Origin of the sequence: Candidatus Pelagibacter sp. HIMB1517 (assembly GCF_052047895.1) — a bacterium.
Taxonomy (GTDB): Bacteria; Pseudomonadota; Alphaproteobacteria; order Pelagibacterales; family Pelagibacteraceae; genus HIMB114.
This window is the reverse complement of record NZ_JBNAIW010000004.1, coordinates 116,729-143,028: the sequence shown is the minus strand read 5'-3', so window position 1 is coordinate 143,028 and position 26,300 is coordinate 116,729. Positions and strand designations below refer to the sequence as shown.

Genomic DNA, 26,300 nt, shown 5'->3' with positions numbered 1-26,300 from the left:
AATAAGGATCCTTTAGAGTAAGTATTTTTATTAATATACTTTTTTATTTTCCAGTTACCTTCTAAAGAATTAAAATGAATCAGAAAAATCTATAACGTGAAAAATTTTGTAATAAGATTGCAAGTAGTGAAACTTTAAAGATTTCACCTAATAAAAATGGATAAAAACCAAGTTCTAAAATTGGTTTATTCCAACCAATAATTGTTCCTAGCCAAATTAAACCGATTATATAAGTTGGTGTTAAAGAAATAATTAATTTTATAAAAGTTTTTAGAAAATTTTTATTATCAGTAAAGTAATTTTTTTTTGAAAAAAGTATTCCAGCTAAAAAAGCTGAAAAAGCAAATCCAATAATATATCCTCCTGTTGGACCAAATAAATAGGCGATCCCAATCCCTTTGGCTGGGGTTCCTGAAAATACTGGAAGCCCTAGGGCACCTTCAAGAATATAAAAAGATAAAGCTATAAATCCATATCTTGCACCTAGGGCAACACCTGTGAACAGAACTACGAAAGTTTGCATTGTCATAGGTACCGGATAAAAAGGTACACTTATTTTTGAACTTATTGCTAATAAAATAGTAAAAAGAAAAGCAATTAAAACTTTATATGAATTACTTTGAATTTTTCTTTTAGTTATTATGTTCATTTTCTTTATTTGTTAGATTTATAAATACTTCTTCTAAATCAGAGTTATTTTTTAGCAGTTCTTGCGTTGAATTTAAAGCTACTAATTTGCCCCTATCAATAATTGCAATACGATCACAAATATCAGAAGCTTCTTTAAGATAATGTGTAGTGTAAATAATAGTTACCCCTTGCCTATTTAGTTCACGTACAGACTCAAGCAACTTTCTTCTTAAGTCAACATCAACTCCAGCAGTAGGCTCATCAAGTATTAAAATTGGTGGTTGGTGAACCATAGCTTTAGCTACCAATAACCTTCTTTTCATTCCGCCGGACAAGTTTCTTGTGTATGCGTTCGCCTTATCAGATAAGTTTGTTAACTCTAAAATTTGATCAGTAATCCTGTCTTGTGCCTTAACACCATATAAGCCAGCTTGAATTTCTAAAATTTTTTTTGGAGAAAAAAAAGGATCAACATTTATTTCTTGAGGAACGATTCCTAAAGAGGCTCTAACTTGTCTAGGATTTTTATCCAAATCAAACCCCCAAACATTTATAAAACCATTTGTTTTGTTTACAGTGCCAGCAAGTATATTAATGAAAGTAGATTTACCGGCTCCATTTGGCCCAAGCAATCCAAAAATTTCTCCAGTTTTAACTTCTAAAGAAATGTTTTTTAATGCCTCAACATGCTTATTACCTTGCAGGTAAATTTTATTCACATTTTCAACTTTTAAGGCAATTGAACTATTCATGATGGTCAGCTTGTAATAACATTAAAAAATACAATTTGTATAAAAAACTTATGTCTAAAGAAAAACATTTATTTTTAATTGATGGATCAGGTTATATTTTTAGAGCCTATTATGCTTTGCCACCACTGACGCGTAAAAGTGACGGCTTACCTGTTGGTGCAGTAAGTGGTTTTTGTAACATGCTTTATAGTTTTTTAGAAAAAGCAAAAGCTGGTAATACTATGGATACCCCCACCCATCTTGCAGTAATATTTGATAGTGCAAGAAAAAATTTTAGAAATGATATTTATAAAGATTACAAAGGTAATAGATCAGATGCACCCGAGGATTTAATTCCTCAATTTGATTACATTAGAAAAGCAGTCAAAGCTTTTAATCTGCCATCAATAGAGATGCTCAATTATGAGGCAGATGATTTGATTGCGACATATAAAGAAAAAGCAAAAAAAAAGAAAATTAAAATCACAATTGTTTCATCAGACAAAGATTTAATGCAACTAGTTGATAAAGAAACTTTCATGTTAGATACAATGAAAGATCGACATATTGGTATTGAAGAGGTTAATGAAAAATTCGGAGTACCACCAGAAAAAGTAATAGATGTGCAATCGTTAGCTGGAGATTCTGTAGATAATATTCCCGGGGTCCCAGGTATTGGCGTAAAAACTGCAGCAGAATTAATTAATCAATTCGGCTCTTTAGATGAATTATTAAAAAAAGCAGATACAATTAAACAACCTAAAAGAAGACAAACATTATTAGATAATAAAAAAAATGCATTAATTAGTAGAGAGCTTGTAACACTGAAAAGCGATGTTCCTATAAAAGAAGAAATTGAAGATTTTATTTTAAAACCTTTGGACAAGGAAAAAATATTTAATTTTTTGGATGAGATGGAATTTTCAAAAATTAAAAAGAGAATTGAGCAAACTTACGGAAAATCATCAGATACTTTTGTAAAAAAAGAAACCACGACACCACAAAAAACAAATAACAAAAAAGAAAGTGGTTTTCATATTATTTATGAAGTTCAAGAATTAGAAAATTTGCTTAAGCAAGCTGATAATCAAGGTTACTTTGCTATTGATACAGAGACAAATTCTTTAAATTCACAAAAAGCAGATTTGGTGGGTATATCTTTAGCCATTAATGAAAATGAGGCTTATTATGTTCCTGTCGGTCACAAAAACAAACAAGACCCAAATTTAAAAAAACAGATAAAAATTAAGGAATTGGTAAAGGTTTTAAAACCTTATTTAGAAGATGAGACAGTAAAAAAAGTAGGTCAAAATATCAAATATGACCTCAAAATATTTTTAAAATATGGAATAGAACTAAAATCTTTTGAAGATACAATGTTACTATCCTACTCTTTAGATGCTGGGGTTAATAGACATAATTTGGATTTATTAGCCAAGACACATTTAGATCATGATAACATAAAATTTAAAGATGTTGTCGGCACCGGAAAATCAGAAGTCACTTTTGATGAAGTTTTAATTGATAGTGCCTATAGATATGCATGTGAGGATGCTGATGTAACTCTAAAACTTTATAATTTATTTAAAGATAGAATAGTTAAAGAAAAATGCTTTCAAATTTATGAAACTTTAGAAATTCCTTTGGTTGACGTTCTCGCAAGAATGGAAAATAATGGAATAAAAATAGACCAGGTAATTTTAAAAAAACTGTCAAATAGTTTTAGTGTAGATTTAAAAACGTTAGAAAAAAAGATTTATAAACTATCTGGGGAAGAGTTTAATATAGCCTCCACCAAACAGTTGGGTGATATTTTGTATGAGAAATTAAAAATTTCAGGAACAAAAAAAACCAAAAAAGGAAATTTTGCTACAAACGTAAATGTTCTCGAAGATTTAGCAAGTAAAGGACATGAATTTCCAAAATTAGTTTTGGAGTGGAGACAAAAATCTAAATTAAAAAATACGTACACAGACTCTCTTCCAGAATATATTGATAAAAACACTAAACGTATCCATACATCTTTTTTACTAGCAGCAACAAGTACTGGCCGTTTAGCATCTGCTGATCCAAATTTACAAAACATTCCAATAAAATCAAAAGAAGGCAAGCTAATTAGATCGGCTTTCGTCTCTGAAAAGGGAAACTCAATTATTTCAGCAGATTATAGCCAAATTGAAATGAGAGTTTTAGCGCATGTAGCAGATGTTAAAGAATTAAAAAAAGCATTTAAAAATAATGAGGATATTCATAACATTACAGCATCACAAATATTTGAGTGTGATATAAAAAAAATCAACGAGGATATGAGAAGAAAGGCTAAAGCCATTAATTTTGGTATTATCTATGGAATATCTTCATATGGGTTAGCTAAACAAATCTCAGTTAGTAATCCAGAGGCAGAACAGTTTTTATTTTCATATTTTAAAAAATTTCCTGAGATACGAGATTACATGCAAGAGACTCTTAAGTTTTGTAGGAAAAACGGTTTTGTTCAAACGATGTTTAATCGAAAATGTCATTTTCCAAATATTAATGATAAAAATCATACTTTAAAATCATTTCAAGAAAGAGCCGCAATTAACGCTCCAATTCAAGGAGCAGCAGCAGATATAATTAGATTTGCAATGATTAATATTGATAAAAAAATATTGTCTAAAGAAATCAAGTCACGCTTATTAGTCCAAATTCATGATGAGTTGTTGTTAGAGACTAAAGATATGGACTTAAAAAAAGAAATAAAAAAAATAAAAAATGAAATGGAAAATGCAATTGATGGTGATTATAACTTTTCTGTGCCTTTAATTGTTGATGCAAATAGTGCCAAAAACTGGAATGATGCACATTAATTTAGTCTAATTTTAGTCTTTTTTTGATATTATAAAAACAGTATGTCTAAAACAATTGCATTAGTAGATGACGATAGAAACATTTTAACTAGTGTTTCTATAGCATTAGAAAATGAGGGATATAAAGTTCAAACTTATGTTGATGGCGAAAGTGCGTACATTGGAATAACAAGAACACCACCAGACCTCGCTATCATTGATATTAAAATGCCAAGAATGAATGGAGAAGAGCTTTTAAAAAAACTACGAAAAAAGACAAACCTTCCAGTTATTTTTTTAACTTCTAAAGATGAAGAGGTAGATGAGCTATTAGGTCTGAAGTTAGGCGCAGATGATTACGTAAAAAAATCTGGTGGATTTTCAATAAATGTTTTGATTGAAAGAGTGAAAGTTCAATTTAGAAAAAAAGATCAGGTAACTCCTGATAGTAAGAATATTATTAAACAAGGAAAGTTGATGCTTGATCCAGAGCAATTAGAATGTACTTGGGATGATCAAAATTTGCCTGACAAGTTAACAACGACAGAATTTCAAATTGTATATGAACTTGCCAAAAGGCCTGGCGTCATAAAAGAGAGATCTCATTTAATGACAATTGCTTATAAAGAAAATAATGACATTGAGGACAGAACTATTGATAGCCATGTAAAAAGAATAAGAAAAAAATTTAAAAAAGTTGATAAAGAATTTTCAGCTATTGAAACTCGTTATGGAAGCGGATATCGTTGGAATGCTAACCCATAATGATAACCAATTTATTATCGACTAAATCTTTATTAAAACAATTTCTTACCTTTAATTTTTTTGTATTTTTAGTTTTAGGATTTTTTACTTTTGTTTACCTATTGGCAATCGAGCCTGAATTAATTAATCGAAAAAGTAAAAAACATCAAAATATAATAGAAAATATAAATTTAAATTTAAAAAACCAAAATATTGACTCAGATGAAAATACATTAAAAAATTTTTTATTTAGATCAAAATTCATACTAGATGAAGTTGATCAAATTAGATTTTTTAAAATGAACAAAGATATTTTAGTTGATAGTTCAATTATTGATATAGATCGCACTTCTTTATTTGTTACAGAGAGAATTGAAACACTCGGTATTAATGAAAAACTAAAGCAACAAGAAGATAATAAGAATTTGAATTTCGTATCTGAAGCTAAATATAGTTTTTTAGATGAAGTTAATTCAAACGTTGATCAGAAGTTTTTTATTTCTTCTGAAAGTACAAATAATAATTTAGTCATTCATACAAGCTCAATTCTTAAGTTGACTGACAATAATATTATTATAACCGTCAGTGAGATATCGAATGAAATAAGTCTTGCCGTACAAGAGAGAAAAAATTTCGTTTTAAGATCGGTTTTGATAGCAGCAATAGTGATTATGATTTTTTCTTTGTTTTTAAATAATTATATAATTAAACCTATTAGATCTTTAAATTCTTTCGCAAAAAAGATTTCTTACGATAATCCCAAAAGTAATGAAAATTTAAATGTGGAATTTGATAAGCGCGATGATGAAATTGGCAATTTATCAAAATCATTGACTGATATGACAAATAAACTTTATCAGCGTATTGAATTGGCAGAGAGATTTGCTTCAGATTTAACACATGAAATTAGAAATCCTTTAGCTTCATTAAAAGGTGCTTCAGATTTATTAAATCAAACAAAGGATGATAATCAAAAAATTAAACTTTTGAAAATTTTATCAAACGATGTTGAGAGAATTGAAAGGTTAATAACTGATTATTCTCAAGTTCTAAAAGATGAAGCATCTCAATCAAGAGCTATCGCAAAAAATTTTGACCTCCTTCAATTGATTGATAGCATAGTTGAAGATTTTAACTTAGATACAGTGAATCAAAAAAAGAATATCAAATTTAATTTTGATAATAGTCAAAAATTAAAAAAAGCTGTAATATTTGGTATTGAGAGTCGTATTGAGCAGGTCATAGCGAATTTATTAGATAATGCAGTATCATTTAGCCCTAATAATTCAGAAATTCTAATTAAAATAAATTTGGAAAAAAATAATTTTAAAATTTTAATTGAGGATCAGGGTCCTGGATTTGATAAAAATAATTTAGATAAGGTTTTTGAAAGGTTTTATAGTGATAGACCAAACGAACAAAAAGGTGCACATTCAGGACTGGGTTTAAATATTGTTAAAAATATAATTGATTCTCATAAAGGTTTAATAAGCGTTTATAATAAAAAAGGTAACTCTGGCGCTATAGTTGATATTTCTTTACCCTCTGTTTAATTCCTATTGATTAAACTTTCCAATACTGTTAGTTGACCGCCAATGACAGATTATAAGGTAAAAGATATTAATTTAGCAGATTTTGGAGACAAAGAAATTTCCCTAGCCGAGTCCGAGATGCCAGGTTTAATGGCCATAAGAGAAGAATATGGAAATTCAAAACCACTAAAAGGAGCAAATATTGTAGGATGTTTGCACATGACAATTCAAACAGCTGTTTTGATTGAAACTCTAGTTCATCTTGGAGCAAGTGTTAGATGGTCTTCTTGCAATATCTTTTCGACACAAGATCATGCTGCCGCTGCTATTGCTAGAAAAGGAATACCTGTTTTTGCTTGGAAAGGTGAAACGGAAGAGGAATATTGGTGGTGTATTAAACAAACGATTGAAGGAAATAAAGATTGGAAGCCAAACATGATTTTAGATGATGGTGGAGATCTTACCGCTTTAATGCATAAAGATTATAAGGAATTATTAAAAGATATTAAGGGTGTCTCAGAAGAGACAACAACAGGTGTTAAAGAGTTGAAAAAAATGGAAAAAGATGGAAGTCTTTTAATTCCAGCTTTTAACGTTAATGACTCAGTAACTAAATCTAAATTTGACAATTTGTATGGATGTCGAGAGAGTTTAGTTGATTCAATACGAAGAGCAACTGATGTTATGATGTCTGGCAAGGTTGCAATAGTTGCAGGTTTCGGTGATGTTGGAAAAGGTAGTGCAGCATCTTTACGTCAAGCTGGTGCACGAGTAATGGTTACTGAAACTGATCCAATATGTGCATTGCAAGCATCAATGGAAGGTTACGAAGTTGTTTTAATGGATGAAATGATTGGTAATGCAGATATTGTTGTAACTGCTACAGGTAATAAAGATATTGTAACAGCAGATCATATGAGATCTATGAAAGATAGATCTATACTATGTAACATTGGTCATTTTGATAATGAAATTCAAGTTGATGCATTAAAAAATTATAAATGGAATGAAATTAAACCTCAGGTTCATGAAATAGAATTTCCTGACAAAAAAAGAATAATTTTATTAGCAGAAGGACGATTGGTAAATTTAGGCTGTGCTACAGGTCACCCAAGTTTTGTTATGAGTGCATCTTTTACAAACCAAGTTATGGCACAAATTGAATTATGGAATAATCCTAATAAATATGAAAAGAAAGTTTATGTTCTACCAAAACACTTAGATGAAAAAGTTGCTGAGTTACACCTAGCAAAAGTCGGAGCAAAGTTAACTAAACTTTCAAATGATCAAGCTGATTATATAGGTGTCTCTCCACAAGGTCCTTTCAAAGGTGATGCTTATAGATACTAAGCAATGAGATGTGCTTTAAAAGATTTAAAGACGCTATCTTATACAATATCAAAAAAAGTAAAATTAGGTCACACAATTTATTTAAAGGGAAATTTAGGTACTGGAAAAACTACTTTGTCAAAGTTAATTATTAGTGAAATTTTTAAAAAAAATAAAAAAAAGTCACCTCAAGTAACCAGTCCAACTTTTAACATAGTCCAATACTACCCGGTCAAAAATAAACTCATTATAGCCCATTACGATTTATACCGACTTAAGAGTAAATTAGATCTAGAAAACATTGGTCTTTTTGAGTTAGAGGATAAGGTAATAAATATTATAGAATGGCCGGAATTAATTAAGAAAAAAAATATAAATCGTATAGAAATAAATTTAAAGCATACAAAATTAAAAAACGAACGTGACATTAAAATCAAATATTTTGGAAAAACTAAATAATGAAATTTATTTAGTTGCTGGTGATGCGTCACCAAGAAAGTTTTATCGTTTTAAAAATAAGAAAAAGCATATTTTAGTTTATTGCAAGAAGGATAAAAAAAATAATTTAGAAAATTATTCTAAGATAAATGAATTTTTAATTAGCAATAAAATTAAAGCACCCAAAACAATAAAAAAAAATGTAAAAAATAATTTTATTATTATTGAAGATTTAGGGAATAATTTAGTAAAAAATGTCATTAATAAAAATAAAGTTAATCAATTTAGAAATGTAATTGATGAGCTTGTAAAATTACAAAAAATTAAACTAAAAAAAAATTTACCTAAATATTCTATGAAATTATTACAAAAAGAAATGAATTTGTTTTATGAATGGTATTTACCAGAATTTTTTTCTAAGAAGAAAATAAGAGAAATTCAAAAAACAATAAATAATTGTTTTCTAAAGTTACTCAAAAAAACTACTAAATCTAATAAAGTTTTTGTTCATAGAGATTTTCATATCGAAAACTTAATTATTCATAATAAAAAAATTGCTTTTTTAGATACACAAGATGCTGTAATTGGTCATCCTGCTTATGATCTTATGTCTCTAGTAGATGATGTTAGGGTAAATATAAGTCAAAGAGATCAGTCTAAATTAATAAAATATTATTTAAAAAAAACAAAAATAAAACAAAATGATTTTCTACTCGATTTTCACATTCTTTCAGTTCAAAGGCTTTTAAAAATTTTGGGTATTTTTTTAAGATTGCATCGACGTGATCATAAAGAAAAATATTTAAAATATTTACCAAGAACTTGGTCCCTTTTAAAGTTAAGACTAAAGCATAATGAACTAAAAGAATTAAACTTGATATTCAAAAAATATTTTTCTAACAAAATTATTCGAAAAAAATGGAAATAAATAAAGCAATAATTTTATGTGCTGGTTTTGGCAAACGTGTTTTGCCACTAACTAGTACAACTCCCAAACCTTTATTAACTATTAATAATATTCCACTAATTGAATATTCAATTAAGATTTTAAAAGAACTTGGTGTAAATGAGATTGCAGTTAATGTTCATCATTTAAAACAAAAAATTTCTAGCTATATAAATAAAAATCACCCTGATATTAAAGTTTTTGAAGAAGAAGTTATTTTAGATACAGGTGGCGCATTAGCAAATGCCAAGCAATTTTTATCCGACGATTATTTTCTTGTTTTAAATTCAGATACAGTTTGGCAAAAAAATTATATTTTAGATATGAAAACTTTAATTAAAAACACTATACAAAAAAATTTTTTAGCAGGATTGCTTTTAGCAAGAAAAGATAAGAGTTTTGACCCTAATTTAAATGCAGATTTTTCCATTGAGAATGACTTTTTAACAAATAAAAAAAATTATATTTATACAGGGTTTCAGATCTTAAACTCCTCATTATTAGAAAATAAAGAGGTAAAACCATTTTCACTAAAAGAGATATGGGACCATTTAATAGAAGAAAAGCAAATTACAGGGGAAGTTTTTGAGCAGAATTTTTATCATACAACTGATTTAGAAATTTATAATAAGCTAAAAAATAAGGATATTATTTTTTAACAATAAATTCTTTGGCGCGTGCTTTATCTAAATATCTGTATTCTTTAAGATCTAAATTTTGATCAAATTGAATTTGAATTGGATTCCCAGTTGGTATTTCTAATTTAACAATCATTTCATCTGAAATTTCAAAAATTTTTTTGCATAATGCGCGCAAACTATTTCCATGAGCTGAGATTAAAATATTTTCAGATTTTTTTAATAATGGTTCAATATTTTCTAAATAATAAGGCACAGTTCTATTATATGTATCTTTAAGTGACTCAGAATCTGGAATTAAATTTGGATCAATATCCTTGTAAATCTCAGAGTTTACAGGGTGAGCAGGGTCATTTCTATCTTGGGGAGGAGGAGGAATATCATAACTTCTTCTCCAGATCATAACTTGTTCCTTTCCGTGTTTTTTTGCAGTTTCTTCTTTATTCAGACCCTGTAGACCTCCATAGTGCCTTTCGTTAAGTTGCCATGCTTTCGTGACGTGAGGAATATTAATCTCTGAAGATTTTAAAATTGTTTCAAAAGTTTTTATGGCTCTAGTTTGAAAAGAAGTAAAACCGTAATTAAATTTAAGACCAAGTTCTTTTATAAGCAGGCCAGCTTTATCAGCTTCTTCTAGACCTTTTTTTGTAAGATCAGCGTCGTACCAACCAGTGAATTTATTCTCTAAATTCCATTGACTTTGACCATGACGAATTAGAATAAGATTTACCATTAAATTGTTTATTATGATAGATAATCAAAATGAGCAATTATAAATTGTTATACATTACTTGTGGATCAAAATTAGAAACAAATAAAATTGGTAAATTTTTAGTTAAAAATAAACTGGCTGCATGTACTAATATTATTCCAAACATCCAATCAATTTTTAAATGGAATAATAAAGTTAAATCATCAAAGGAATATATTTTGATTGGAAAAACACAAAAAAAGAATGTTAAAAAAATTATCAAGAGTGTTAAGAGTCAACATTCCTATGATTGCCCGTGTATTCTTTTTTTCAATATCGATTCAGGAAACAACGCATTTTTAAAATGGATCTCAGACAATTCTTAATTTTTTATAAATTTTTATTTTTAATATGGTTTTTGTTCATCTTCGTAGTATCTATTTATCCTGGAAATTTAGTAGGTTTGGTTTTAAAGGGTGACCCAACTACGTATCCAGGCAGTGATAAGCTAAGTCATTTTGTTTCTTATTTTTTTTTAGGTATGTTAGCCTTTTTATCTTTTGATAAAAATAGAAAATTTAAATCTATAGTTTTATTTCTAATTTTATTTTCCTTACTAATGGAAGTATTGCATCTATATATCCCAAACCGTTTTTATGAAAATTTAGATTTAATCATGAACTTTTTGGGTTTGGCTGTTGGATTGTTTTTGTTTAAATTAAAAGATTTAAAAAAATAATTTAAATTATTTTACTGTTTTAAGTTGTTTTTGTAGTTCAATTTCAACCGCATCTATTCTTTGAGTATTTCTTCCAATTAACAAGTAAATTGTGGGGATAACGTATAAGGTAAAGAAAGTAGAAAAAATCATTCCTGAAAATATAACTACTCCAACCGTTAATCTGCTTGCCTCTCCAGGACCAGATCCAATAATAAGAGGAACAACTCCTGCAATTGTAGATAATGAAGTCATAAGAATTGGTCTTAGTCTTATTTTTGCAGCTTCTAAAATTGCTTTTTCAATATCTTTACCCTCAGCCCTCAATTGGTTTGCAAATTCAACAATAAGTATTCCATTTTTAGCAGCAAGACCTATCAAAATAATTAAACCGATCTGGCTATAGATATTTAATGAGCTACCAGCAACAAGGAGTCCAATGATGCCGCCAAAGATTGCTAGTGGAACTGTCAGCATAATAGTTAGTGGATGTCTCCAGCTTTCAAATTGTGCCGCCATAGATAGATAAGCAGTTACTAATGCAAGAACAAAAATTAGGTAAATTCCAACATTTGTTTTTTTATATTCTTCAGATTCTCCTTTGTAATCGATACGAACTTCTGCAGGGAGTTTTTCTTTTACAATATTATTTAAATATCCTAGCGCTTCTCCAATAGTATAATCACCTACTAATCGAGCTGAAATAGTAACTGCCTTTTGCCTTTGATACCTGCTTAAAAAAGGTGCTGCTGCACTTTCTGATATTTTTATTACATTCGATAATGGTATTAGTTTTTTTGTAATATCTGATCTGACATAAACTTTATTTAAGTTTGATGGCTGTGTTCTGTCCTTCAAATCACCTTGTAAGACAATTGAATATTCTTTTCCATTATTTGTAAATTTTGTAACTTGTCTGGAGCCAAAAATAGTTTCCATCGTTCTTCCAATTTGTTCGATTGAAACTCCAAGATCTGCTGCTTTTTCATTATTTATTTCTACTTTTAACTCCGGTTTAGTTAATTCATAATCGTCACTTATATTTATAATTCTTTCATTTTTTCTGGCTTCTTTTTTTAAAATATTTTTCCATTCCTCAAGTTTTTCATAAGTGCTTCCTAATAAAACAAATTGAATAGGCTTTTCAACACCGCCACCTCTAATTGATTGGGGCATAACTGGAAAAGCTCGTACACCTGGAACAGATGATATGATACCAAATGACTCTCTTAAAATTTGTTGTCCACTTCGTTTTCTTTTTGCCCAATCTTCTAAAAGAACAATGATAAATGCTGAATTTAGCTGTTTACTTCTCTTTCCAAATCCAGGCACTCTTAATAACAATCTTCTAATTTCACCTTTCCCAACTTTTGGTAAAAATTTGCTCTCGATATCTAAAGCTTTTTCAGAGGTATAATTAAATCCGGAACCTTCAGGTGCTTGGATAATAACAAAAAACACACCTCTATCTTCTTTAGGAAGCAATTCTTTTTTAGTAAAATTAAATAAAACAATAATACTGACTAGAACTATTCCTAAAAAAACAAAAATACTCTTTTTTCTTTTGAGCATGAAATGAAGGGTTTCCTCATAAAATTTTTGAAAAGCCTGCAAGTATTTTTCAAACTTTAAAATAAACCTTGGTTTTTTTTTGCTCGTTTTTAAAAACTTTGATCCTATCATTGGTGATAAACTTAAAGCTACAAAACTTGAAATAATGACTGCAAATGAAAGAGTTAAAGCCATTTCAGAAAATAGTTTACCAATTAAACCTTTGATAAATACAAGAGGTAAAAATACTGATACTAAGACAACAGTTGTAGCAATGATTGCAAACGCAACTTGCTTTGATCCGCGATAAGCAGCGACTAATGCTGTTTCACCCTTTTCCAGTCTTCTTGAAATATTTTCACCCATCACAATAGCATCATCAACTACTATTCCAATAGCCAAAACGAGAGCCATTAGTGTAAATAAATTTAAAGTAAAACCAGCAAGATAAATTGCCAGAAAAGTTGAAATAAGTGCTACAGGTATTGCAACTGCTGGAATAATTACGCCGGTTATGTTTCCTAAAAACAAATAGATAATTAATACAACCAATATAACGGCAATAAATAATGTCTTATATACTTCGCCAATTGCTGCTTCTATATATGTTGACCTATCAAATGATACCGTAAGCGTTGAGTCTTCTGGTAGAGAGGGTTCTATTTCTTTAATCTTTTTTTTAACTGCTCTAGCTACCTCAATAGTGTTTGCAGTTGATTGCTGATAGATACCGATACCGACAGTTTGGTTTCCATTACCTTTAAATAGTGTACTAGAATTTAAAGCACCAAATTCTAATCTAGCAATATCACCTAGTTTAATTAATGAGCCATCTCCAGCTCTTTTAAGTACAAGGTCTTTGTAATCTTGAAGTTTTTTGTAAGCTTTCTCAACTTTAATTACAAGATCTACATATTTAGACTCAATCTTACCTGCGGGGAATTCTACATTTTCTTTTTTAAGAATTGACTCAAGTTCTAAGACAGTAATATTCCTTGCAGCCATTGCAATTGGATCCAGCCAAACTCTTAAAGAAAATTCCCTTTCACCACCCAATCTAATATTTCCAACACCGGGAACAGTTGAGAATAAATCTTTTAAATATCGATCTGCATAATCTGTAAGTTCAAGATCTGACATGCTTGGACTTTGGAAAGCAAGCCACATTGTTGTAGTCCTAGCAGCAGACGATTTATAAATTTCTGGAGGTTCCGCACCTTCAGGCAAATTATCAACTATCCTTGCAATTTTTTCTCTTACATCATTTGCGGCAGTATCTAAATCAACATCTAAATCAAATTCTAAAGTAATAGATGATCGTCCATCTTCACTTGTTGAGTCAATCGTAACAATTCCAGGTGTTCCACCAATTCGATCTTCTATTTTTTGAGTAATTTGAGTATCAATAATCGTTGCTGATGCTCCTGTATAATCAGTTCTGATATTTACTTTTGCAGAGTCAACATCTGGCAATTCCCTTAAGGGAATTTTACTAAAAGTGACCAATCCAAAAATAACAAGCACAAGGCTCATCACTGTAGCCACGACTGGCCTTTTAATGGAAAGATCTGTTAAATACATAGAAGTTTATTTTGCTTTTTTGTTTGATTTTTTAATTATAACTTTTGCTTTATTTCTAACTTTATTAGTTCCTTCAGCTACAATTTGATCACCAGCTTTTAATCCTGATAAAACTTCAACTTTACCAAAATTTCTCAATCCAATTTTTATTTCATTTCTTTTAAGGATGTTATTTTCTATCAAATATACAAATTTATTATTTCCTTGAATCACAAGAGATTCTTCAGGAATAGATAAAGATTTTCTATCATTATAAATAACTTTTATATTAAGAAGGATTCCAGGAATCAGTTCAAGATCTGGATTAGAAACTTCTATTTGAGCAAGGATTGATCTTGAGGTTGGATCAACTCTTGAGCTAACAGTCTTAACCTCTCCTTCAAATACCTTGTCAAATGCATCTGTTGTTGCCTCAACTCTTAATCCGTTTTTAAGAATACCAACATAGTTTTCTGGTAATTTAATATCTACTTTAAGTTTTGTACTATCATCTAATGTTGCAATAATAGAGTTGCTGTCACCAAGAATACCTGGAGTAATTTCTCTTTTTCCTAATCGGCCCTCAAATGGAGCGATAATATCTCTATCTCTAAGTGAAGCAATAATTGTACCTTTTTTTACAAATTGCTGCTTATTAAAATCAATAGATTTTATTATGTTTTCTTTTTTTATCCTTATTGAAAAAGATTTGTTTGCTATAGCGGTACCAAATGTTTCAATGCTTTGAAAAAAATTAGATTCTTTGACACTATAGGCAATTACGCCTGATGGTTTGCTTCTTGCTTTTTTGATTGCTTTTTCAATCTTTGAATTAATAATTGCTCGCCCAATTATAATTGAAGCTATTATAAAAAAGAAAATTGATAGAAATATAATAATTTTTTTTTGGGTCTTCATTTGGCGGTATTTATCATTTCTAATTAAAAAAGATATTAGATAAAATTATGTAAATATTATGAATTTTTGAGATTATTTTTAGTTGCCCATTCAGTCCATGATCCATCAAAAACGTTATAATTATCGATATTATTTAGATTTTCATAAGCAGCCCCGACTACACAAGCAGCAACTCCAGAACCACAAGAAAAAACCAAAGAGTCTTTTTTCATAATATTTTTTTCTTTAAAAATTTTTTCAATTTCTTCTTTATTTTTAAAACAGCCTGTTTCAGCATCAACGATAATATTAAATGGTATATTTAAACTATTTTCAATGCTTCCACTTTGCAGATCTTTTCTAGGCTCAGGATCAGTACCATTAAATCGACCACTTGGTCTTGCGTCCACTAATTTAAATTCTTTAGTCTGAGTATTTTTTTTGACATCTTCAAAGCCTTTAATTTTTGATCGATTTAATTGAGCTAAATAATTTGTTTTTATTTTTTTATTAGGTGCAGATGTTTCAATTTTTTTATTTTTAATTTTCCAAAATTTTAAACCTCCATCTAAGATTGATATTTTTTTATGTCCAAATTGTTTAAACATCCAGTACACTCTTGCAGAACTAAAAACCCCTAAAGAATCATATGTTATAATATGGTGATCATTTGATACGCCAAGCTCACTTACCTTTTTAGAAAAGTAATCTTCTGTTGGTATCATATGAGGAAAAGGACTTTCTTGTTCAGATATTTCATCAATGTCAAAGAAGACAGCCCCTGGTATTCTTTCTTTTTTAAATTCTTCTTTTCCTGATCTTTGCGTATTTGGTAGGTGCCAACTACAATCTAAAATAATTATATTTTCATTATTTAAATTATTTTCCAGCCAATCAACGTCAACTATATTCATGATTTTTTTAAATTAGCATGATACTAGATTTTTAATGATCAGTAAAAATCAATTAGGAATAATTTATATGATTTTAAGCGTAGTTTGCTTTTCATTAATGGATATTTCTGTAAAATTAATGTCCAATTCTTATCCAATTGGACAATTAATATTTTTTAGAGGCTTTTTAGGACTTATCCCTATCTTTTTTATTATTCCTCTTAATCGATACAAAAATCTTTTAGAAACATCTAAATTAAAATTACATATTGGTAGAGCTGTAGCAGGAACTTTTGCAATGGCGAATTTGTATTTAGGTCTCAAATTTTTACCAATAGCAGATGCAATTACTATCAGTTTTGCCGCTCCAATATTTGCAACAATTTTCTCTATTATTTTTTTAAGTGAGATTGTGAGATTTTATAGGTGGTTTGCAATTATTTTAGGAATCATTGGAGTGATTGTTGTTTTAAAGCCTGGTACTACGATGTTTAGTTATTACTCTTTTTTTCCTATTTTATTTTGTTTAGGATTTGCAACTATTTCAATATTAATAAAAAAACTATCCAAGACAGAACCAGACTATTTAATTTCGATGTTTTTTACGATTGCATTAATTTTAACAGGTTGCATTTCATACTTTTTTGGATGGAATCAAATAAAAACTGAAGACATCATTTATTTATTTGCGATTGGTATTTGTGGTTCAACAGGGAATATATTTCTAACGATGTCTATTAGAAAAGCCGATATATCTTTAGTAACGCCAGTTAAATATTTAAGTTTAATTTTTGCAATATTATCAGGAATATTTATTTTTGGAGAAAGTATTTCTTATTTAACATTATTAGGTGCTTTCTTGATTATTATCAGTACTGCAATAATTTTTAGAAGAGAAGCAATTAAAAAAGTTAAAACTACAATGGTAAGACAAGTTTAAATGACTAAACCAAAATATTGGGATCAAGGAAAAAAATATCTTTCAAAAAAAGATAAAATCTTGGGTAAGTTAATAAAAAAATATAAAGGGAATTTAAAGACAAGAAGGGATCCTTTTTTCTCTTTATGCAAATCTATTGTTGGTCAGCAAATATCAGTTCAGGCTGCCTCATCAGTTTGGAAAAAATTAGAAACTAAAGCTAAAAAAATTCATCCAAAAAATATTTATAAGCTTACACCAAAACAACTAGCTTCTTGCGGCCTTTCAAGACAAAAAATTTCATACTTGAAAATCTTAGCTAAAAAATTTTTAAATAAAGAGCTTGATATTAAAAAGTTAAAAAAAATGAATGATCAAGACGCAATAAAATACCTTGTGCAGGTTAAAGGTATTGGAGTTTGGACTGCTGAAATGTTTTTATTTTTTAATCAAATGAGGCCAGATATTTTCCCTGTGCAAGATATTGGATTGCTAAGGGGGATATCAAATAATTATAAAACTAAATACCCGCCATCACCATCACAATTAAAAAAGTTCAAGGAAAGATGGAGCCCTTATTGCACAGTTGCAACATGGTATTTGTGGAGAAGCATAGACCCTGAACCAGTTAGTTATTAAATTCTTTTGCTATTACTAAGTCTCTGTGAGTTGTCTCTTTAGCGTAAGACCATGCTTCTAAATATTCTTTTGAGTCATGACATTCATTAGCTTTCTCAAAACTTGGAAATTCCCATATGACAATTCTTTCAAACCCATTTCCTTCTAACACTTTGTGATCGCTTCCTCGAACTAGAGCTTTTCCGCCGTATGATTTGATTACAGGAGTAGCAGCTTCACCGTATTTTTTTAAGTTATCCTGATTTTCAATTTTTTTATATAGTGCAATCCAATAGCCTTTCATTTACATCTCCTTAAAATTAATTAATAACTACTTATGGATAATAAATTAATTGTTAACTGGGATGAATACAACAAAACAGTAGAAAAGTTAGCAATACAAGTTCATGACTCTAGGTTTAAGGTCGATTTATTAATTGGCATAATGAGAGGCGGAGCTCCTATCATAGATGTATTAAGTAGAATTTTTAAAATTAAATGTGCATATATGGCCGTTGAGTCTTACTCAGGAGATGAGATTGAAAATCAACAAGGTCAAATAATTTTTTCAAGAGAATTAAGTTCAACTGCCCATACTTTGGGTGGAAATATTTTATTATGCGATGACCTTTCAGATACTGGGGTTACTTTAAACAAAAGTATAGAGTGGTTACAAAATTACCGTCCAATGAGAGGAAATATTAAAGAAATTCGAACAGCTGTTTTATGGAAAAAATCTCAATCGACTTTTGAACCTGATTACTGCGCTAATAGACTCAAGGATAGTCCTTGGATAGTTCAGCCTTTTGAAAAATACGAAGAAATTAGAATAGAAGATATAAAAAAAAACCACTAGGGTTAAAAAACCCTAGTGGTTTATTAAATTTAAATTATTGCAAAGCTAATAAAACTTAAAACAGCCACAACCCATATTGCTGGATTGACTGTATTTGCTTTTCCACTTGCAATTTTAATTAATGCGTATGCAAGGAATGCCAATGCAATTCCATAGCTAATACTATAAGTGAGAGGCATAGTAATCATTGCTAATACTGCAGGACCTGACTCAGATATATCATCCCATTCAATATCAGTGATATTTCTAACAAAAAGAATAGCAACATATACTAGTGCTGCACCATCAATTTGTTTTGGTAATGATGTTGCGAGTGGAGCAAAGAAAAGACATGCTAAAAACAGAACACCTATCACTAAAGATGTCATACCTGTTTTTCCACCTGCTTTAATTCCAGACCCAGATTCAATATAACTTGTTACTGTTGTTGTACCGAATAATGAACCTGCAACTGTTCCAACACTGTCAGACAACATTGCTTTATCAATATCTTTAACTTTTCCATTGGCATCAACTTTTCCCGCTACGTTTGCAACAGAGGTCAAAGTTCCTGCAGTATCAAAAAAGTCTACAAAAAATAATGTAAACACAACTGTTGCCATTCCAGCTGTTAGTCCGGCAGAAAGATCAAAAGTTAATAAGTGTGTCATTGGAGGAATTGATCCAACTACACCATTAAATTTTGATAAATCAGCAACCCATGCAATGACTGAAAACACAAGTATTCCAATAATAATATTTCCTTTTACTTTTAGTTTCTCAAGAACAATCATTGAAACAAATGCAAGACATGCAAGAATTACTATTGGGTCTTTTAGATTACCAAGTGTGACCAATGTCACTGGGTGATCAACGGTGATACCCATAATTTCCATTCCAATAATTGCAAGGAACAATCCAATACCAGCACCGATTCCAAGCTTTAAGCTTTTTGGAATTGAATTAATTATCCATGCACGAATAGGCGTTAAAGATATTATTAAAAATAAAATTCCAGCAACAAATACCGCACCTAATGCTTGATCAGGTGAGTATCCCATTCCTTTACAAACACCATAAGCAATGAACGCATTTAGTCCCATTCCAGGAGCTAAACCAACGGGCCAGCTTTTTCCGTAAAAAGCCATGATAAAACAAGCAACTGCTGATGCTAAAATTGTAGCTGTATAAACACCTCCAAAATCAAAACCACCATCTTTAAGAATAACAGGGTTTAAAAACATAATGTAAGCCATGGTCAAAAAAGTTGTAACTCCAGCTATGACTTCCGTTCTTAAATCTGTATTATTTTTTTTAAATTCAAAATATTTTTCAAACATTTTTATCCTCCAAGAACTCCTATATTGTAATTTGATGTTTTTTTTAGTTTTTAAAATTTTAAATGTGGATTTTTTTTGTGTATCTATTGAAAAATTTCTAGAGTAGATTGTAAAAAACAGATGTTATCAAAAGAAAATCTAATAAATTATTTCAAACAGGGTGAAAAAAAATCTAGCGCTTTTAAAATTGGCACTGAACACGAAAAATTTCTCTTTGATATTAAAACAAAAAAACCAGTAGATTTTTCAGAAAATGGCATGGTTGGAATTTTTAATATTTTAAAAGAAAATCAGTGGACAGAGATAAAAGAAAAAGAAAATATAATTGGATTAAAAAAAGAAAATTTATCAATTACACTTGAACCTGGTTTACAAATAGAATTATCCGGGGCACCATGTGGTACAATTCATGATACCTGTAGAGAAGTTAATTTATATTTAAAAGAATTAAAGCAAGCTTGTGCTAAACTTGGCTTAGGAATTATTGGAATAGGTTTTATCCCAAATGCTAAAATAAACGAAATTCATAAGCTTAAAAAAAAACGTTACTCCATCATGAGAGATTATATGCCAAAAGTTGGTACACTTGGCTTAGATATGATGCACAGAACAGCAGCTACACAGGTAAACTTTGATTTTTCGTCTGAAGATGATTTTAGAAAAAAAACTAAAGTTGCAAGTTGCCTTGTACCAGTTGCAGTATCATTGTTTTCAAATTCTCCAATTCTAGAAGGAAATCTAAATGGTTTTATTGGTTATCGTACAAACATTTGGCAACACACAGATGATAATAGATCTGGATTGATCCCATTTTTTTTTGATAAAGAAAACTCATATGAACAATATTGTGACTATGCATTAAATGTACCAATGTATTTTGTGAATAGAAATGATGATGTCATAGATGTTTCAGGAAAAAACTTTAAAGATTTTATAAATGGTAAATTAAAAGAGATAAATCATGAGGAAGCAAATCTAGATGACTGGGCCAACCATTTATCTACAATATTTACAGAAGTAAGGGTTAAACAATATTTAGAAATAAGACCAGCAGACTCTTGTTCATGGTCTGGAATTTGCTCTATCCCAGCTTTTTGGACAGGTATTTTGTATGATCAAAATATTTTAGACGAATGCTTTGAGATTTGTAAAGAATGGAAATTTAAAGATGTAAACCAAGCATATTTAGATGCTGGAAAAAAAGGTTTTGAAGCAGAGCTATATGGTAAATCGATTTTACAATATGCCAAATCATTTTTAGAATTGTCACAAAAAGGTTTGCAAAATAGGAAAAAGCTTAATTCTAATAATGATGACGAAAGCATCTTTTTAAAAGAACTTTTTGGCTTTGTAGAAAATAAAAAAAATCTCTCAAATATATTAATCGAAGAATTTGAAAAAAAATATAAAAATAATCTAGATTTAATTTTTGATGAAAAAGCATTTTAAGATTGCGATTCAAATGGATCCTTTGGAAAAAATAAATCCAAAGGAAGATAGTACTTTTGTTATTGCTCAAGAAGCGCAAAGAAGAGGGTATCAATTATTTCATTATTCACCAAAAGATATTTCTTTAAAAAATAATACCATTATTGCAAAGGGATGTTATTTTAAAATTATTAATCAAGGCAAAAAATTTTTTAAGAAACAAAAAAAAATTTCAATTAATTTAAATCAGTTCCATTGTGTTTTGGTCAGGCAAGATCCTCCATTTAATATGGAATACATAACTGCAACTTATTTTTTAGAAATGCTAAGCCAAAAAGTTTTAGTAGTGAATAATCCAACTGAGATTAGGAATAATCCTGAAAAATTATCAATGTTTAATTTTAAAAATTTAATTCCTGATACATTAATCTCAGAGGATTTAACTGAAATTCAAAATTTTATTAAAAAATATAAATTTACTATTCTTAAACCTCTTTATGGTAATGGCGGAGAAGGTGTTGAAAAAGTAACCAAAGGTTCATTAAAAAATAAAACAATTATCCAAAGAATGATTAAAAAATATAAAGGGGCAATTATTGCTCAAAAATTTATAAAAGAGATTAGTCAAGGCGATAGAAGAATTATATTGATAGATGGGGAATATGTTGGCTCAGTCGCAAGGATACCAAAAAAGGGAAGTATTAAAGCTAACTTTCATGCAGGTGGATCTGCACAAAGATCAGGATTAGTTTTTAAAGATAGAAAAATTTGTTCAAAGCTAAAACCATATTTGAAGAAAAAAGGTCTTTTTTTTACAGGTATAGATGCCATTGGTAATTATTTAACAGAAATAAATGTCACTTCTCCAACCGGGATGCAAGAAATTAACCGGCTAGATAATACAAGATTAGAAAAAATATTTTGGGATAAATTAGAAAAGAAAATTAAGAAATAGTCTAGAGGCGACTGATGTCGCCTCTACCTATATTATTTATTGTATTTCAATTTGTCTTGGTTTTTTAGCTTCTGGAATAATTCTTTCCAAAGAAACTTTTAAAAGACCATCTTTTAGTTCAGCGCCTTTCACTTCAGTGTCATCAGCAATTGTAAAAGATTTACTAAAGTATCTTTTAGAAATACCTTGATGAATAACATTACCGTTTTCATCTTTAGTTTCTGAACTATCTTTTTTAACAGATTTGATTGTTAAAAGGTTATCAGCATATTCGATGGCGATATCCTTTTTATTATAACCTGCTAATGCCACTTCAACATTGTATTGGTTTTCACCAGTTTTTACGATGTTGTATGGCGGATAGTTTACTGAAGGTGTCTTAAAAAAATCATCTTCAAACATTTTTTCAAAATGATCGAAAATATTATCATAACCTACAGTAACAGGTCTTAGTTGATTAAATATAGATAAAGCATTACTCATTTTTTCCTCCTTTGTTAAGCAAGTACTTTTTTTATAGGCCCTAACATTAAGCGACCTATAAATATTATATGGGAACGATTTTTATTTTTTCAAGATGCGGTTTTATTAGAAATTTTTAAAGCAAAAATATATGCAAGTGCAACTTCATTTAAATAATCATATCTTCCACTTGCGCCACTATGACCTGCATCCATATTCATATCTAACATAATTAAATTCTTATCCGTTTTATACTCTCTCAACTTTGCAATCCATTTTGTCATTTCCCAATAGGTTACTCTTGGGTCAGTGATCCCACCGGTAATGAGCATGTTAGGATAGTTTTGTTTTTTAACATTATCATAAGGCGAATAACTTTTTATATATTTATAAGCTTGCTTGTTATTTTTTAAATCACCCCACTCAGGAATTTCTGTTACTGTTAAAGGCAGATCTTCATCAAGCATGGTATTGCAAATATCTACAAATGGAACTTGAGCTATTATACCTAGAAAAAGATCAGGTCTTTCATTAGAAATATAACCCATCAATAAGCCACCTGCTGAACCACCTTGCGCAATAATTTTTCCTTTCGAAGTATATTGGTTGTCACAAAGATATTCTGCACATGATATAAAATCTAAGAATGTATTTTTTTTATTCATTAACTTGCCATTCTCGTACCATTCTTGACCTTTTTCGCGCCCTCCTCTGATATGAGCGATAGCGTAAATAAAACCTCTATCGATTAGAGAAAATCTATTTGAAGAAAAACTATCTGGAATAGTAATTCCGTAGCTTCCATATCCATACAAAAGCAATGGCGCTTCACCATTTAAAGGCGTGTTTTTATGGTAAAAAATAGTAAGAGGAATTTGTTCCTTATCATGAGAATCTACCAATACTCTTTTGCAGATATAGTTATTTTTTTCATACCCCGATGGAATTTCTTGAGTTTTTCTAAGAATTTTTTTCTTTTCTCTACAGTTATAATCATAGACCGTTCCTGGTGTAATTGGTGAGCTATAAGAAATTCTAATTAAATCTGTATCAAACTCATATTGCCCAGAAAGGGAAAGTTCGTAAGTTTCATCATCAAATTTAATTAAGTGTTCTTCTGAATTTTCTAAATTTTTAATTAAAATTTGATTTAGACCATCTACTCTTTGAAACAAGATGAACCATTTTTTAAGAACTGTGAAATCAAGCAATAAATGGTTAGGATTATATTTAATATAATCTTTCCAATCATTAATATTACTAGGCTCCGCGGTTGAGACTTTAAAGTTTTTGCATCCGTCAAGGTTATTAAGAATGTAAAAAATATCATTTGCATGATCAATCTCATATTCTTCTCTATCTGTTCTTTTCTTAAAGCATTGAATGTTTTTATAATCATTGATTTGACTAAACCAATATTCAGAAGTTTGGTGATCACCTGTTCTTATTAGAAGATAATCTTTGCTTTGGCTTAATGAAGGATAGCAAAAATATGCTGCATCTTTTTCTTCATAAATCAATTCATCATTCGCAGGGTTTGAACCTATTTTATGAGCAAAAATTTTGTTTGGTCGGTGATTATTATCTAAAACAGTATAAAAAATTATTTTATTGTTTGGGTGCCAAATAATTTCACCAGTTGTATTTTCAATTTTTTTGGTGATAATTTTTTGCGTTAAAATCTCTTCAATAGTTAAATCATAATGTTCGCTTCCATTTGTATCTACATTATAGGCTAAGTATTTATGGTCATGACTATGACTAACAGAACTTAGATTAAAGAATTTAAAATCTTTTGATTTTTGATTTGCATCTAAGATAATTTCTTCTTTATTATCTAGATTATTTATCCTTAAAAATTGAGGATACTCAGCATCTTCTAAATATTTGCTATAATAACTAAATTTTCCGTCTTTAACAGGAACAGATGAGTCTTTATCTTTTATTCTTCCTTTAAGTTCATTAAAAATTTTTTTTTTTAGATCCGTTAAATCTTTAAGTTGCTCAGATTTATAGTTATTTTCATCTTCAATATATTTTAAAACTTCTTTATTTAATTTTGATGGATTTTTTAGAACAGTTTGCCAATCTTGTTGCTTAATCCAGGCATAATCATCAACCAGTTCTTCACCGTGAATATTTATCACCTTTTTTTCTTTTCTTAATTTGGGTACTAATTTCATAAATGAATCTTGTTGTTTTAAGCTTAATAATATTTCTTATCTTATATGGTGTTCTTTGGCTAATTTCCAATATGGATAAAAAAACATTTTCTGGAATGTTTAAATTTGGGATTATAATTCTTTCAGTTACTGCAATTATTTTATTATTTTTAGCTGGTAGGTATTTACTTTCACTACCTTTCTTTGCTGTTATAGGAACTGCACTCAAAAGAAGTATGTTTAACTTTGTTAATATTATTTATCTTTACCGTTTTATCTCTGCAATTTTAAAGGTTAGAAGAATGAGATCAAATGGAACATTTACCTCTTCAATAAGCGAAGTGAATGATGCTTACAAAATCTTAGGGTTAGAAAGAAATTGCTCAAGACAAGAGATAATTAATGCTCACAAAACTAAAATAAAAGAGGCGCATCCAGATAAGGCAGGAGATAATGAATTAGCTAGTAAAATTAACCGCGCAAGAGATATACTTTTAGAAATACATAAATGAAAACACTAAAAATTTTACTTGGAGTTTTGGATTATTTTTTTGTTAAAAACAAAATTATAGGTTTTATTCTTGTTTTACCTATAATTATTATTATTAGTCTGGCGCTATATCTAATATGAGATTTTTTATAATTTTTATCACTTTAATTGTAGGTGGAGTTTATTTTTTTGCAGAGTTTAAAGCTGATGATATTGCAAAAAATATCATAGAAAATGAAGCAACCAAGGCAGCCGAGAGGGAAGTCAAAATAGACAATTTAAAAATAGATTTTTTAAAAGAACAAGTAACTTTAAAAAATATTACTATCAAAAATAATGACGGGTTTCCTGGTGATTTATTAAAGATCAAAGATGTTAAAATAATTACTAATTTAAAATCTGTCATTAGTGATACTGTAGAAATTAAACTAGTCGATTTAAATGGGATTAATTTCCAATACAAAGTTTTGATAAGAAATGGTCAAATTGTAGATAACCTCTCTTTAATCAACCAAGCATTAAAGCAAGAAAGAAGTGGTCAAGGGAAAAGCAGTAAGAATGATAAAATTTATCCTGCAAAAGAGAAAGATAAAAATTTTCTTATAAAGAAATTAGTTTTTAAAAATGCATATGCGCAAGTGATTTCAGAAGATTTGAAGATTAATACAAATACAAGATTAAGCAATATGGAGTTTTTAAATGTTGGTAACACTAAAAATGCTAATCATTTCAAAGATGTTGTAGCTATGATTTTAACAAATGTTGTCTCCAAGGTTCAAAACGATGTTCTTAAACAAAAAATAAAACAAAAATTTGAAAGTAAATTAAAAGATATTTTAAATAAAAATATTTTAGGAGGTCAAGGAGCTCCAAATCAAAAAGGAGATAAGAAAAATATTTTAAATGATCTTTTAAAAGGAAACAAAGATGATTTATTAAAAAAATTTGATAAACTTCTTAAATGA

The 26,300-nt window shown here is 29.1% G+C and carries 25 protein-coding genes and 1 pseudogene; 16 read left to right on the top strand and 10 right to left on the bottom strand.

The genetic code is table 11. The features are described 5' to 3' along the window. Positions 1-79: 79 nt before the first annotated feature. The gene (locus tag ACTTAT_RS03065) at positions 80-649 is read right to left on the bottom strand and encodes a biotin transporter BioY (protein ID WP_440679599.1); all 570 of its coding nucleotides are present in this window, start codon (positions 647-649) and stop codon (positions 80-82) included. A gap of 52 nt (positions 650-701) precedes the next feature. After that, positions 702-1,382 (bottom strand): annotated as a pseudogene (locus ACTTAT_RS03060) (ABC transporter ATP-binding protein); the annotation flags it as partial. 50 nt (positions 1,383-1,432) lie between these two features. Here ACTTAT_RS03060 and polA point away from each other — a divergent pair. From polA to ACTTAT_RS03025, 7 genes are read left to right on the top strand one after another with little or no spacing between them, the layout of a single operon-like run. Continuing rightward, positions 1,433-4,210 carry a DNA polymerase I gene (gene polA / locus ACTTAT_RS03055; RefSeq protein ID WP_440679597.1) on the top strand — a complete coding sequence of 926 codons (2,778 nt, stop codon included), beginning with the start codon at positions 1,433-1,435 and terminating at the stop codon, positions 4,208-4,210. 42 nt (positions 4,211-4,252) lie between these two features. After that, positions 4,253-4,954: a response regulator transcription factor gene (locus ACTTAT_RS03050; protein ID WP_009373014.1), complete on the top strand. Its 702-nt coding sequence runs from the start codon at positions 4,253-4,255 to the stop codon at positions 4,952-4,954. Next, positions 4,954-6,486 carry an ATP-binding protein gene (locus tag ACTTAT_RS03045; RefSeq protein WP_440679596.1) on the top strand — a complete coding sequence of 511 codons (1,533 nt, stop codon included), beginning with the start codon at positions 4,954-4,956 and terminating at the stop codon, positions 6,484-6,486. The genes ACTTAT_RS03050 and ACTTAT_RS03045 overlap by 1 nt, the downstream gene beginning before the upstream one ends. Before the next feature lie 42 nt (positions 6,487-6,528). Further along, positions 6,529-7,815: an adenosylhomocysteinase gene (gene ahcY / locus ACTTAT_RS03040; protein WP_440679595.1), complete on the top strand. Its 1,287-nt coding sequence runs from the start codon at positions 6,529-6,531 to the stop codon at positions 7,813-7,815. 3 nt (positions 7,816-7,818) lie between these two features. Beyond that, a complete protein-coding gene (gene tsaE, locus ACTTAT_RS03035; RefSeq protein WP_440679594.1) occupies positions 7,819-8,253 on the top strand; it encodes a tRNA (adenosine(37)-N6)-threonylcarbamoyltransferase complex ATPase subunit type 1 TsaE in 435 nt (144 codons plus the stop codon). Next, positions 8,237-9,160, top strand: a complete 924-nt coding sequence (locus tag ACTTAT_RS03030; RefSeq protein ID WP_440679593.1) for an aminoglycoside phosphotransferase family protein — start codon at positions 8,237-8,239, stop codon at positions 9,158-9,160. The genes tsaE and ACTTAT_RS03030 overlap by 17 nt, the downstream gene beginning before the upstream one ends. Further along, on the top strand, positions 9,151-9,837 hold the full coding sequence (locus ACTTAT_RS03025; RefSeq protein WP_440679592.1) for a nucleotidyltransferase family protein: 687 nt from the start codon (positions 9,151-9,153) through the stop codon (positions 9,835-9,837). The genes ACTTAT_RS03030 and ACTTAT_RS03025 overlap by 10 nt, the downstream gene beginning before the upstream one ends. Here ACTTAT_RS03025 and gpmA read toward each other — a convergent pair. Then, entirely contained in the window at positions 9,827-10,549 is a 723-nt protein-coding gene (gpmA, locus tag ACTTAT_RS03020) for a 2,3-diphosphoglycerate-dependent phosphoglycerate mutase (protein ID WP_440679591.1), read from the bottom strand. The two genes, ACTTAT_RS03025 and gpmA, sit on opposite strands and share 11 nt — an antisense overlap. A 29-nt stretch (positions 10,550-10,578) precedes the next feature. Between gpmA and cutA the strand changes: the two genes are divergently transcribed. Then, on the top strand, positions 10,579-10,893 hold the full coding sequence (cutA, locus tag ACTTAT_RS03015; protein WP_440679590.1) for a divalent-cation tolerance protein CutA: 315 nt from the start codon (positions 10,579-10,581) through the stop codon (positions 10,891-10,893). Then, on the top strand, positions 10,872-11,246 hold the full coding sequence (locus tag ACTTAT_RS03010) for a VanZ family protein (protein ID WP_440679589.1): 375 nt from the start codon (positions 10,872-10,874) through the stop codon (positions 11,244-11,246). The genes cutA and ACTTAT_RS03010 overlap by 22 nt, the downstream gene beginning before the upstream one ends. Positions 11,247-11,252: 6 nt before the next feature. Here ACTTAT_RS03010 and ACTTAT_RS03005 read toward each other — a convergent pair whose 3' ends face one another. From ACTTAT_RS03005 to ACTTAT_RS02995, 3 genes are read right to left on the bottom strand one after another with little or no spacing between them, the layout of a single operon-like run. Beyond that, on the bottom strand, positions 11,253-14,357 hold the full coding sequence (locus ACTTAT_RS03005) for an efflux RND transporter permease subunit (protein WP_440679588.1): 3,105 nt from the start codon (positions 14,355-14,357) through the stop codon (positions 11,253-11,255). 6 nt (positions 14,358-14,363) lie between these two features. Then, the gene (locus ACTTAT_RS03000) at positions 14,364-15,254 is read right to left on the bottom strand and encodes an efflux RND transporter periplasmic adaptor subunit (protein WP_440679587.1); all 891 of its coding nucleotides are present in this window, start codon (positions 15,252-15,254) and stop codon (positions 14,364-14,366) included. 56 nt (positions 15,255-15,310) lie between these two features. Further along, positions 15,311-16,147 carry a rhodanese-like domain-containing protein gene (locus tag ACTTAT_RS02995; RefSeq protein WP_440679586.1) on the bottom strand — a complete coding sequence of 279 codons (837 nt, stop codon included), beginning with the start codon at positions 16,145-16,147 and terminating at the stop codon, positions 15,311-15,313. Between the two features lie 34 nt (positions 16,148-16,181). Here ACTTAT_RS02995 and ACTTAT_RS02990 point away from each other — a divergent pair, with 34 nt between their 5' ends. After that, positions 16,182-17,066, top strand: coding sequence for a DMT family transporter (locus ACTTAT_RS02990; RefSeq protein ID WP_440679585.1), 885 nt, complete (start codon positions 16,182-16,184; stop codon positions 17,064-17,066). Continuing rightward, the gene (locus ACTTAT_RS02985) at positions 17,067-17,684 is read left to right on the top strand and encodes a DNA-3-methyladenine glycosylase family protein (protein ID WP_440679584.1); all 618 of its coding nucleotides are present in this window, start codon (positions 17,067-17,069) and stop codon (positions 17,682-17,684) included. Here the strand turns inward: ACTTAT_RS02985 and ACTTAT_RS02980 are convergent. Continuing rightward, positions 17,674-17,967 carry a DUF1330 domain-containing protein gene (locus ACTTAT_RS02980; protein WP_009373000.1) on the bottom strand — a complete coding sequence of 98 codons (294 nt, stop codon included), beginning with the start codon at positions 17,965-17,967 and terminating at the stop codon, positions 17,674-17,676. The genes ACTTAT_RS02985 and ACTTAT_RS02980 overlap by 11 nt on opposite strands. A gap of 33 nt (positions 17,968-18,000) precedes the next feature. Here ACTTAT_RS02980 and ACTTAT_RS02975 point away from each other — a divergent pair, with 33 nt between their 5' ends. Further along, positions 18,001-18,519: a phosphoribosyltransferase gene (locus ACTTAT_RS02975; protein ID WP_440679583.1), complete on the top strand. Its 519-nt coding sequence runs from the start codon at positions 18,001-18,003 to the stop codon at positions 18,517-18,519. 29 nt (positions 18,520-18,548) lie between these two features. Here the strand turns inward: ACTTAT_RS02975 and ACTTAT_RS02970 are convergent, their stop codons facing one another. Continuing rightward, a complete protein-coding gene (locus tag ACTTAT_RS02970; protein ID WP_440679582.1) occupies positions 18,549-19,838 on the bottom strand; it encodes an NCS2 family permease in 1,290 nt (429 codons plus the stop codon). Between the two features lie 120 nt (positions 19,839-19,958). Here ACTTAT_RS02970 and ACTTAT_RS02965 point away from each other — a divergent pair, with 120 nt between their 5' ends. Further along, positions 19,959-21,287, top strand: a complete 1,329-nt coding sequence (locus ACTTAT_RS02965) for a glutamate--cysteine ligase (protein ID WP_440679581.1) — start codon at positions 19,959-19,961, stop codon at positions 21,285-21,287. After that, positions 21,271-22,221, top strand: a complete 951-nt coding sequence (gene gshB / locus ACTTAT_RS02960) for a glutathione synthase (RefSeq protein WP_440679580.1) — start codon at positions 21,271-21,273, stop codon at positions 22,219-22,221. The genes ACTTAT_RS02965 and gshB overlap by 17 nt, the downstream gene beginning before the upstream one ends. 36 nt (positions 22,222-22,257) lie before the next feature. Here the strand turns inward: gshB and ACTTAT_RS02955 are convergent, their stop codons facing one another. Together ACTTAT_RS02955 and ACTTAT_RS02950 are read right to left on the bottom strand one after the other, a co-directional pair. Next, positions 22,258-22,704, bottom strand: a complete 447-nt coding sequence (locus ACTTAT_RS02955) for an Hsp20 family protein (RefSeq protein WP_009372995.1) — start codon at positions 22,702-22,704, stop codon at positions 22,258-22,260. A gap of 89 nt (positions 22,705-22,793) precedes the next feature. Continuing rightward, entirely contained in the window at positions 22,794-24,866 is a 2,073-nt protein-coding gene (locus tag ACTTAT_RS02950; RefSeq protein ID WP_440679579.1) for a S9 family peptidase, read from the bottom strand. Between the two features lie 71 nt (positions 24,867-24,937). Here ACTTAT_RS02950 and ACTTAT_RS02945 point away from each other — a divergent pair, with 71 nt between their 5' ends. Continuing rightward, positions 24,938-25,357 (top strand): J domain-containing protein, encoded by a 420-nt coding sequence (locus tag ACTTAT_RS02945; protein WP_440679578.1) that lies wholly within the window; start codon positions 24,938-24,940, stop codon positions 25,355-25,357. Positions 25,358-25,472: 115 nt separating this feature from the next. Next, on the top strand, positions 25,473-26,300 hold the full coding sequence (locus ACTTAT_RS02940) for a hypothetical protein (protein WP_440679577.1): 828 nt from the start codon (positions 25,473-25,475) through the stop codon (positions 26,298-26,300).

Bases quoted from the DNA above. Each gene is read 5' to 3' on its own strand.
- ACTTAT_RS02975 (WP_440679583.1), top strand. From the start codon at position 18,001: ATGGATAATAAATTAATTGTTAACTGGGATGAATACAACAAAACAGTA.
- ACTTAT_RS03045 (WP_440679596.1), top strand. From the start codon at position 4,954: ATGATAACCAATTTATTATCGACTAAATCTTTATTAAAACAATTTCTT.
- ACTTAT_RS03050 (WP_009373014.1), top strand. From the start codon at position 4,253: ATGTCTAAAACAATTGCATTAGTAGATGACGATAGAAACATTTTAACT.
- ACTTAT_RS02985 (WP_440679584.1), top strand. From the start codon at position 17,067: ATGACTAAACCAAAATATTGGGATCAAGGAAAAAAATATCTTTCAAAA.
- cutA (WP_440679590.1), top strand. From the start codon at position 10,579: ATGAGCAATTATAAATTGTTATACATTACTTGTGGATCAAAATTAGAA.
- ACTTAT_RS02965 (WP_440679581.1), top strand. From the start codon at position 19,959: ATGTTATCAAAAGAAAATCTAATAAATTATTTCAAACAGGGTGAAAAA.
- ACTTAT_RS02945 (WP_440679578.1), top strand. From the start codon at position 24,938: ATGGATAAAAAAACATTTTCTGGAATGTTTAAATTTGGGATTATAATT.
- ACTTAT_RS03010 (WP_440679589.1), top strand. From the start codon at position 10,872: ATGGATCTCAGACAATTCTTAATTTTTTATAAATTTTTATTTTTAATA.
- ACTTAT_RS02995 (WP_440679586.1), bottom strand. From the start codon at position 16,147: ATGAATATAGTTGACGTTGATTGGCTGGAAAATAATTTAAATAATGAA.
- tsaE (WP_440679594.1), top strand. From the start codon at position 7,819: ATGAGATGTGCTTTAAAAGATTTAAAGACGCTATCTTATACAATATCA.
- polA (WP_440679597.1), top strand. From the start codon at position 1,433: ATGTCTAAAGAAAAACATTTATTTTTAATTGATGGATCAGGTTATATT.
- ACTTAT_RS02980 (WP_009373000.1), bottom strand. From the start codon at position 17,967: ATGAAAGGCTATTGGATTGCACTATATAAAAAAATTGAAAATCAGGAT.
- gshB (WP_440679580.1), top strand. From the start codon at position 21,271: ATGAAAAAGCATTTTAAGATTGCGATTCAAATGGATCCTTTGGAAAAA.
- ACTTAT_RS03005 (WP_440679588.1), bottom strand. From the start codon at position 14,357: ATGTATTTAACAGATCTTTCCATTAAAAGGCCAGTCGTGGCTACAGTG.
- ACTTAT_RS02955 (WP_009372995.1), bottom strand. From the start codon at position 22,704: ATGAGTAATGCTTTATCTATATTTAATCAACTAAGACCTGTTACTGTA.
- ACTTAT_RS02950 (WP_440679579.1), bottom strand. From the start codon at position 24,866: ATGAAATTAGTACCCAAATTAAGAAAAGAAAAAAAGGTGATAAATATT.
- ACTTAT_RS03000 (WP_440679587.1), bottom strand. From the start codon at position 15,254: ATGAAGACCCAAAAAAAAATTATTATATTTCTATCAATTTTCTTTTTT.
- gpmA (WP_440679591.1), bottom strand. From the start codon at position 10,549: ATGGTAAATCTTATTCTAATTCGTCATGGTCAAAGTCAATGGAATTTA.
- ACTTAT_RS02990 (WP_440679585.1), top strand. From the start codon at position 16,182: ATGATCAGTAAAAATCAATTAGGAATAATTTATATGATTTTAAGCGTA.
- ACTTAT_RS03065 (WP_440679599.1), bottom strand. From the start codon at position 649: ATGAACATAATAACTAAAAGAAAAATTCAAAGTAATTCATATAAAGTT.
- ACTTAT_RS02940 (WP_440679577.1), top strand. From the start codon at position 25,473: ATGAGATTTTTTATAATTTTTATCACTTTAATTGTAGGTGGAGTTTAT.
- ACTTAT_RS02970 (WP_440679582.1), bottom strand. From the start codon at position 19,838: ATGTTTGAAAAATATTTTGAATTTAAAAAAAATAATACAGATTTAAGA.
- ahcY (WP_440679595.1), top strand. From the start codon at position 6,529: ATGACAGATTATAAGGTAAAAGATATTAATTTAGCAGATTTTGGAGAC.
- ACTTAT_RS03025 (WP_440679592.1), top strand. From the start codon at position 9,151: ATGGAAATAAATAAAGCAATAATTTTATGTGCTGGTTTTGGCAAACGT.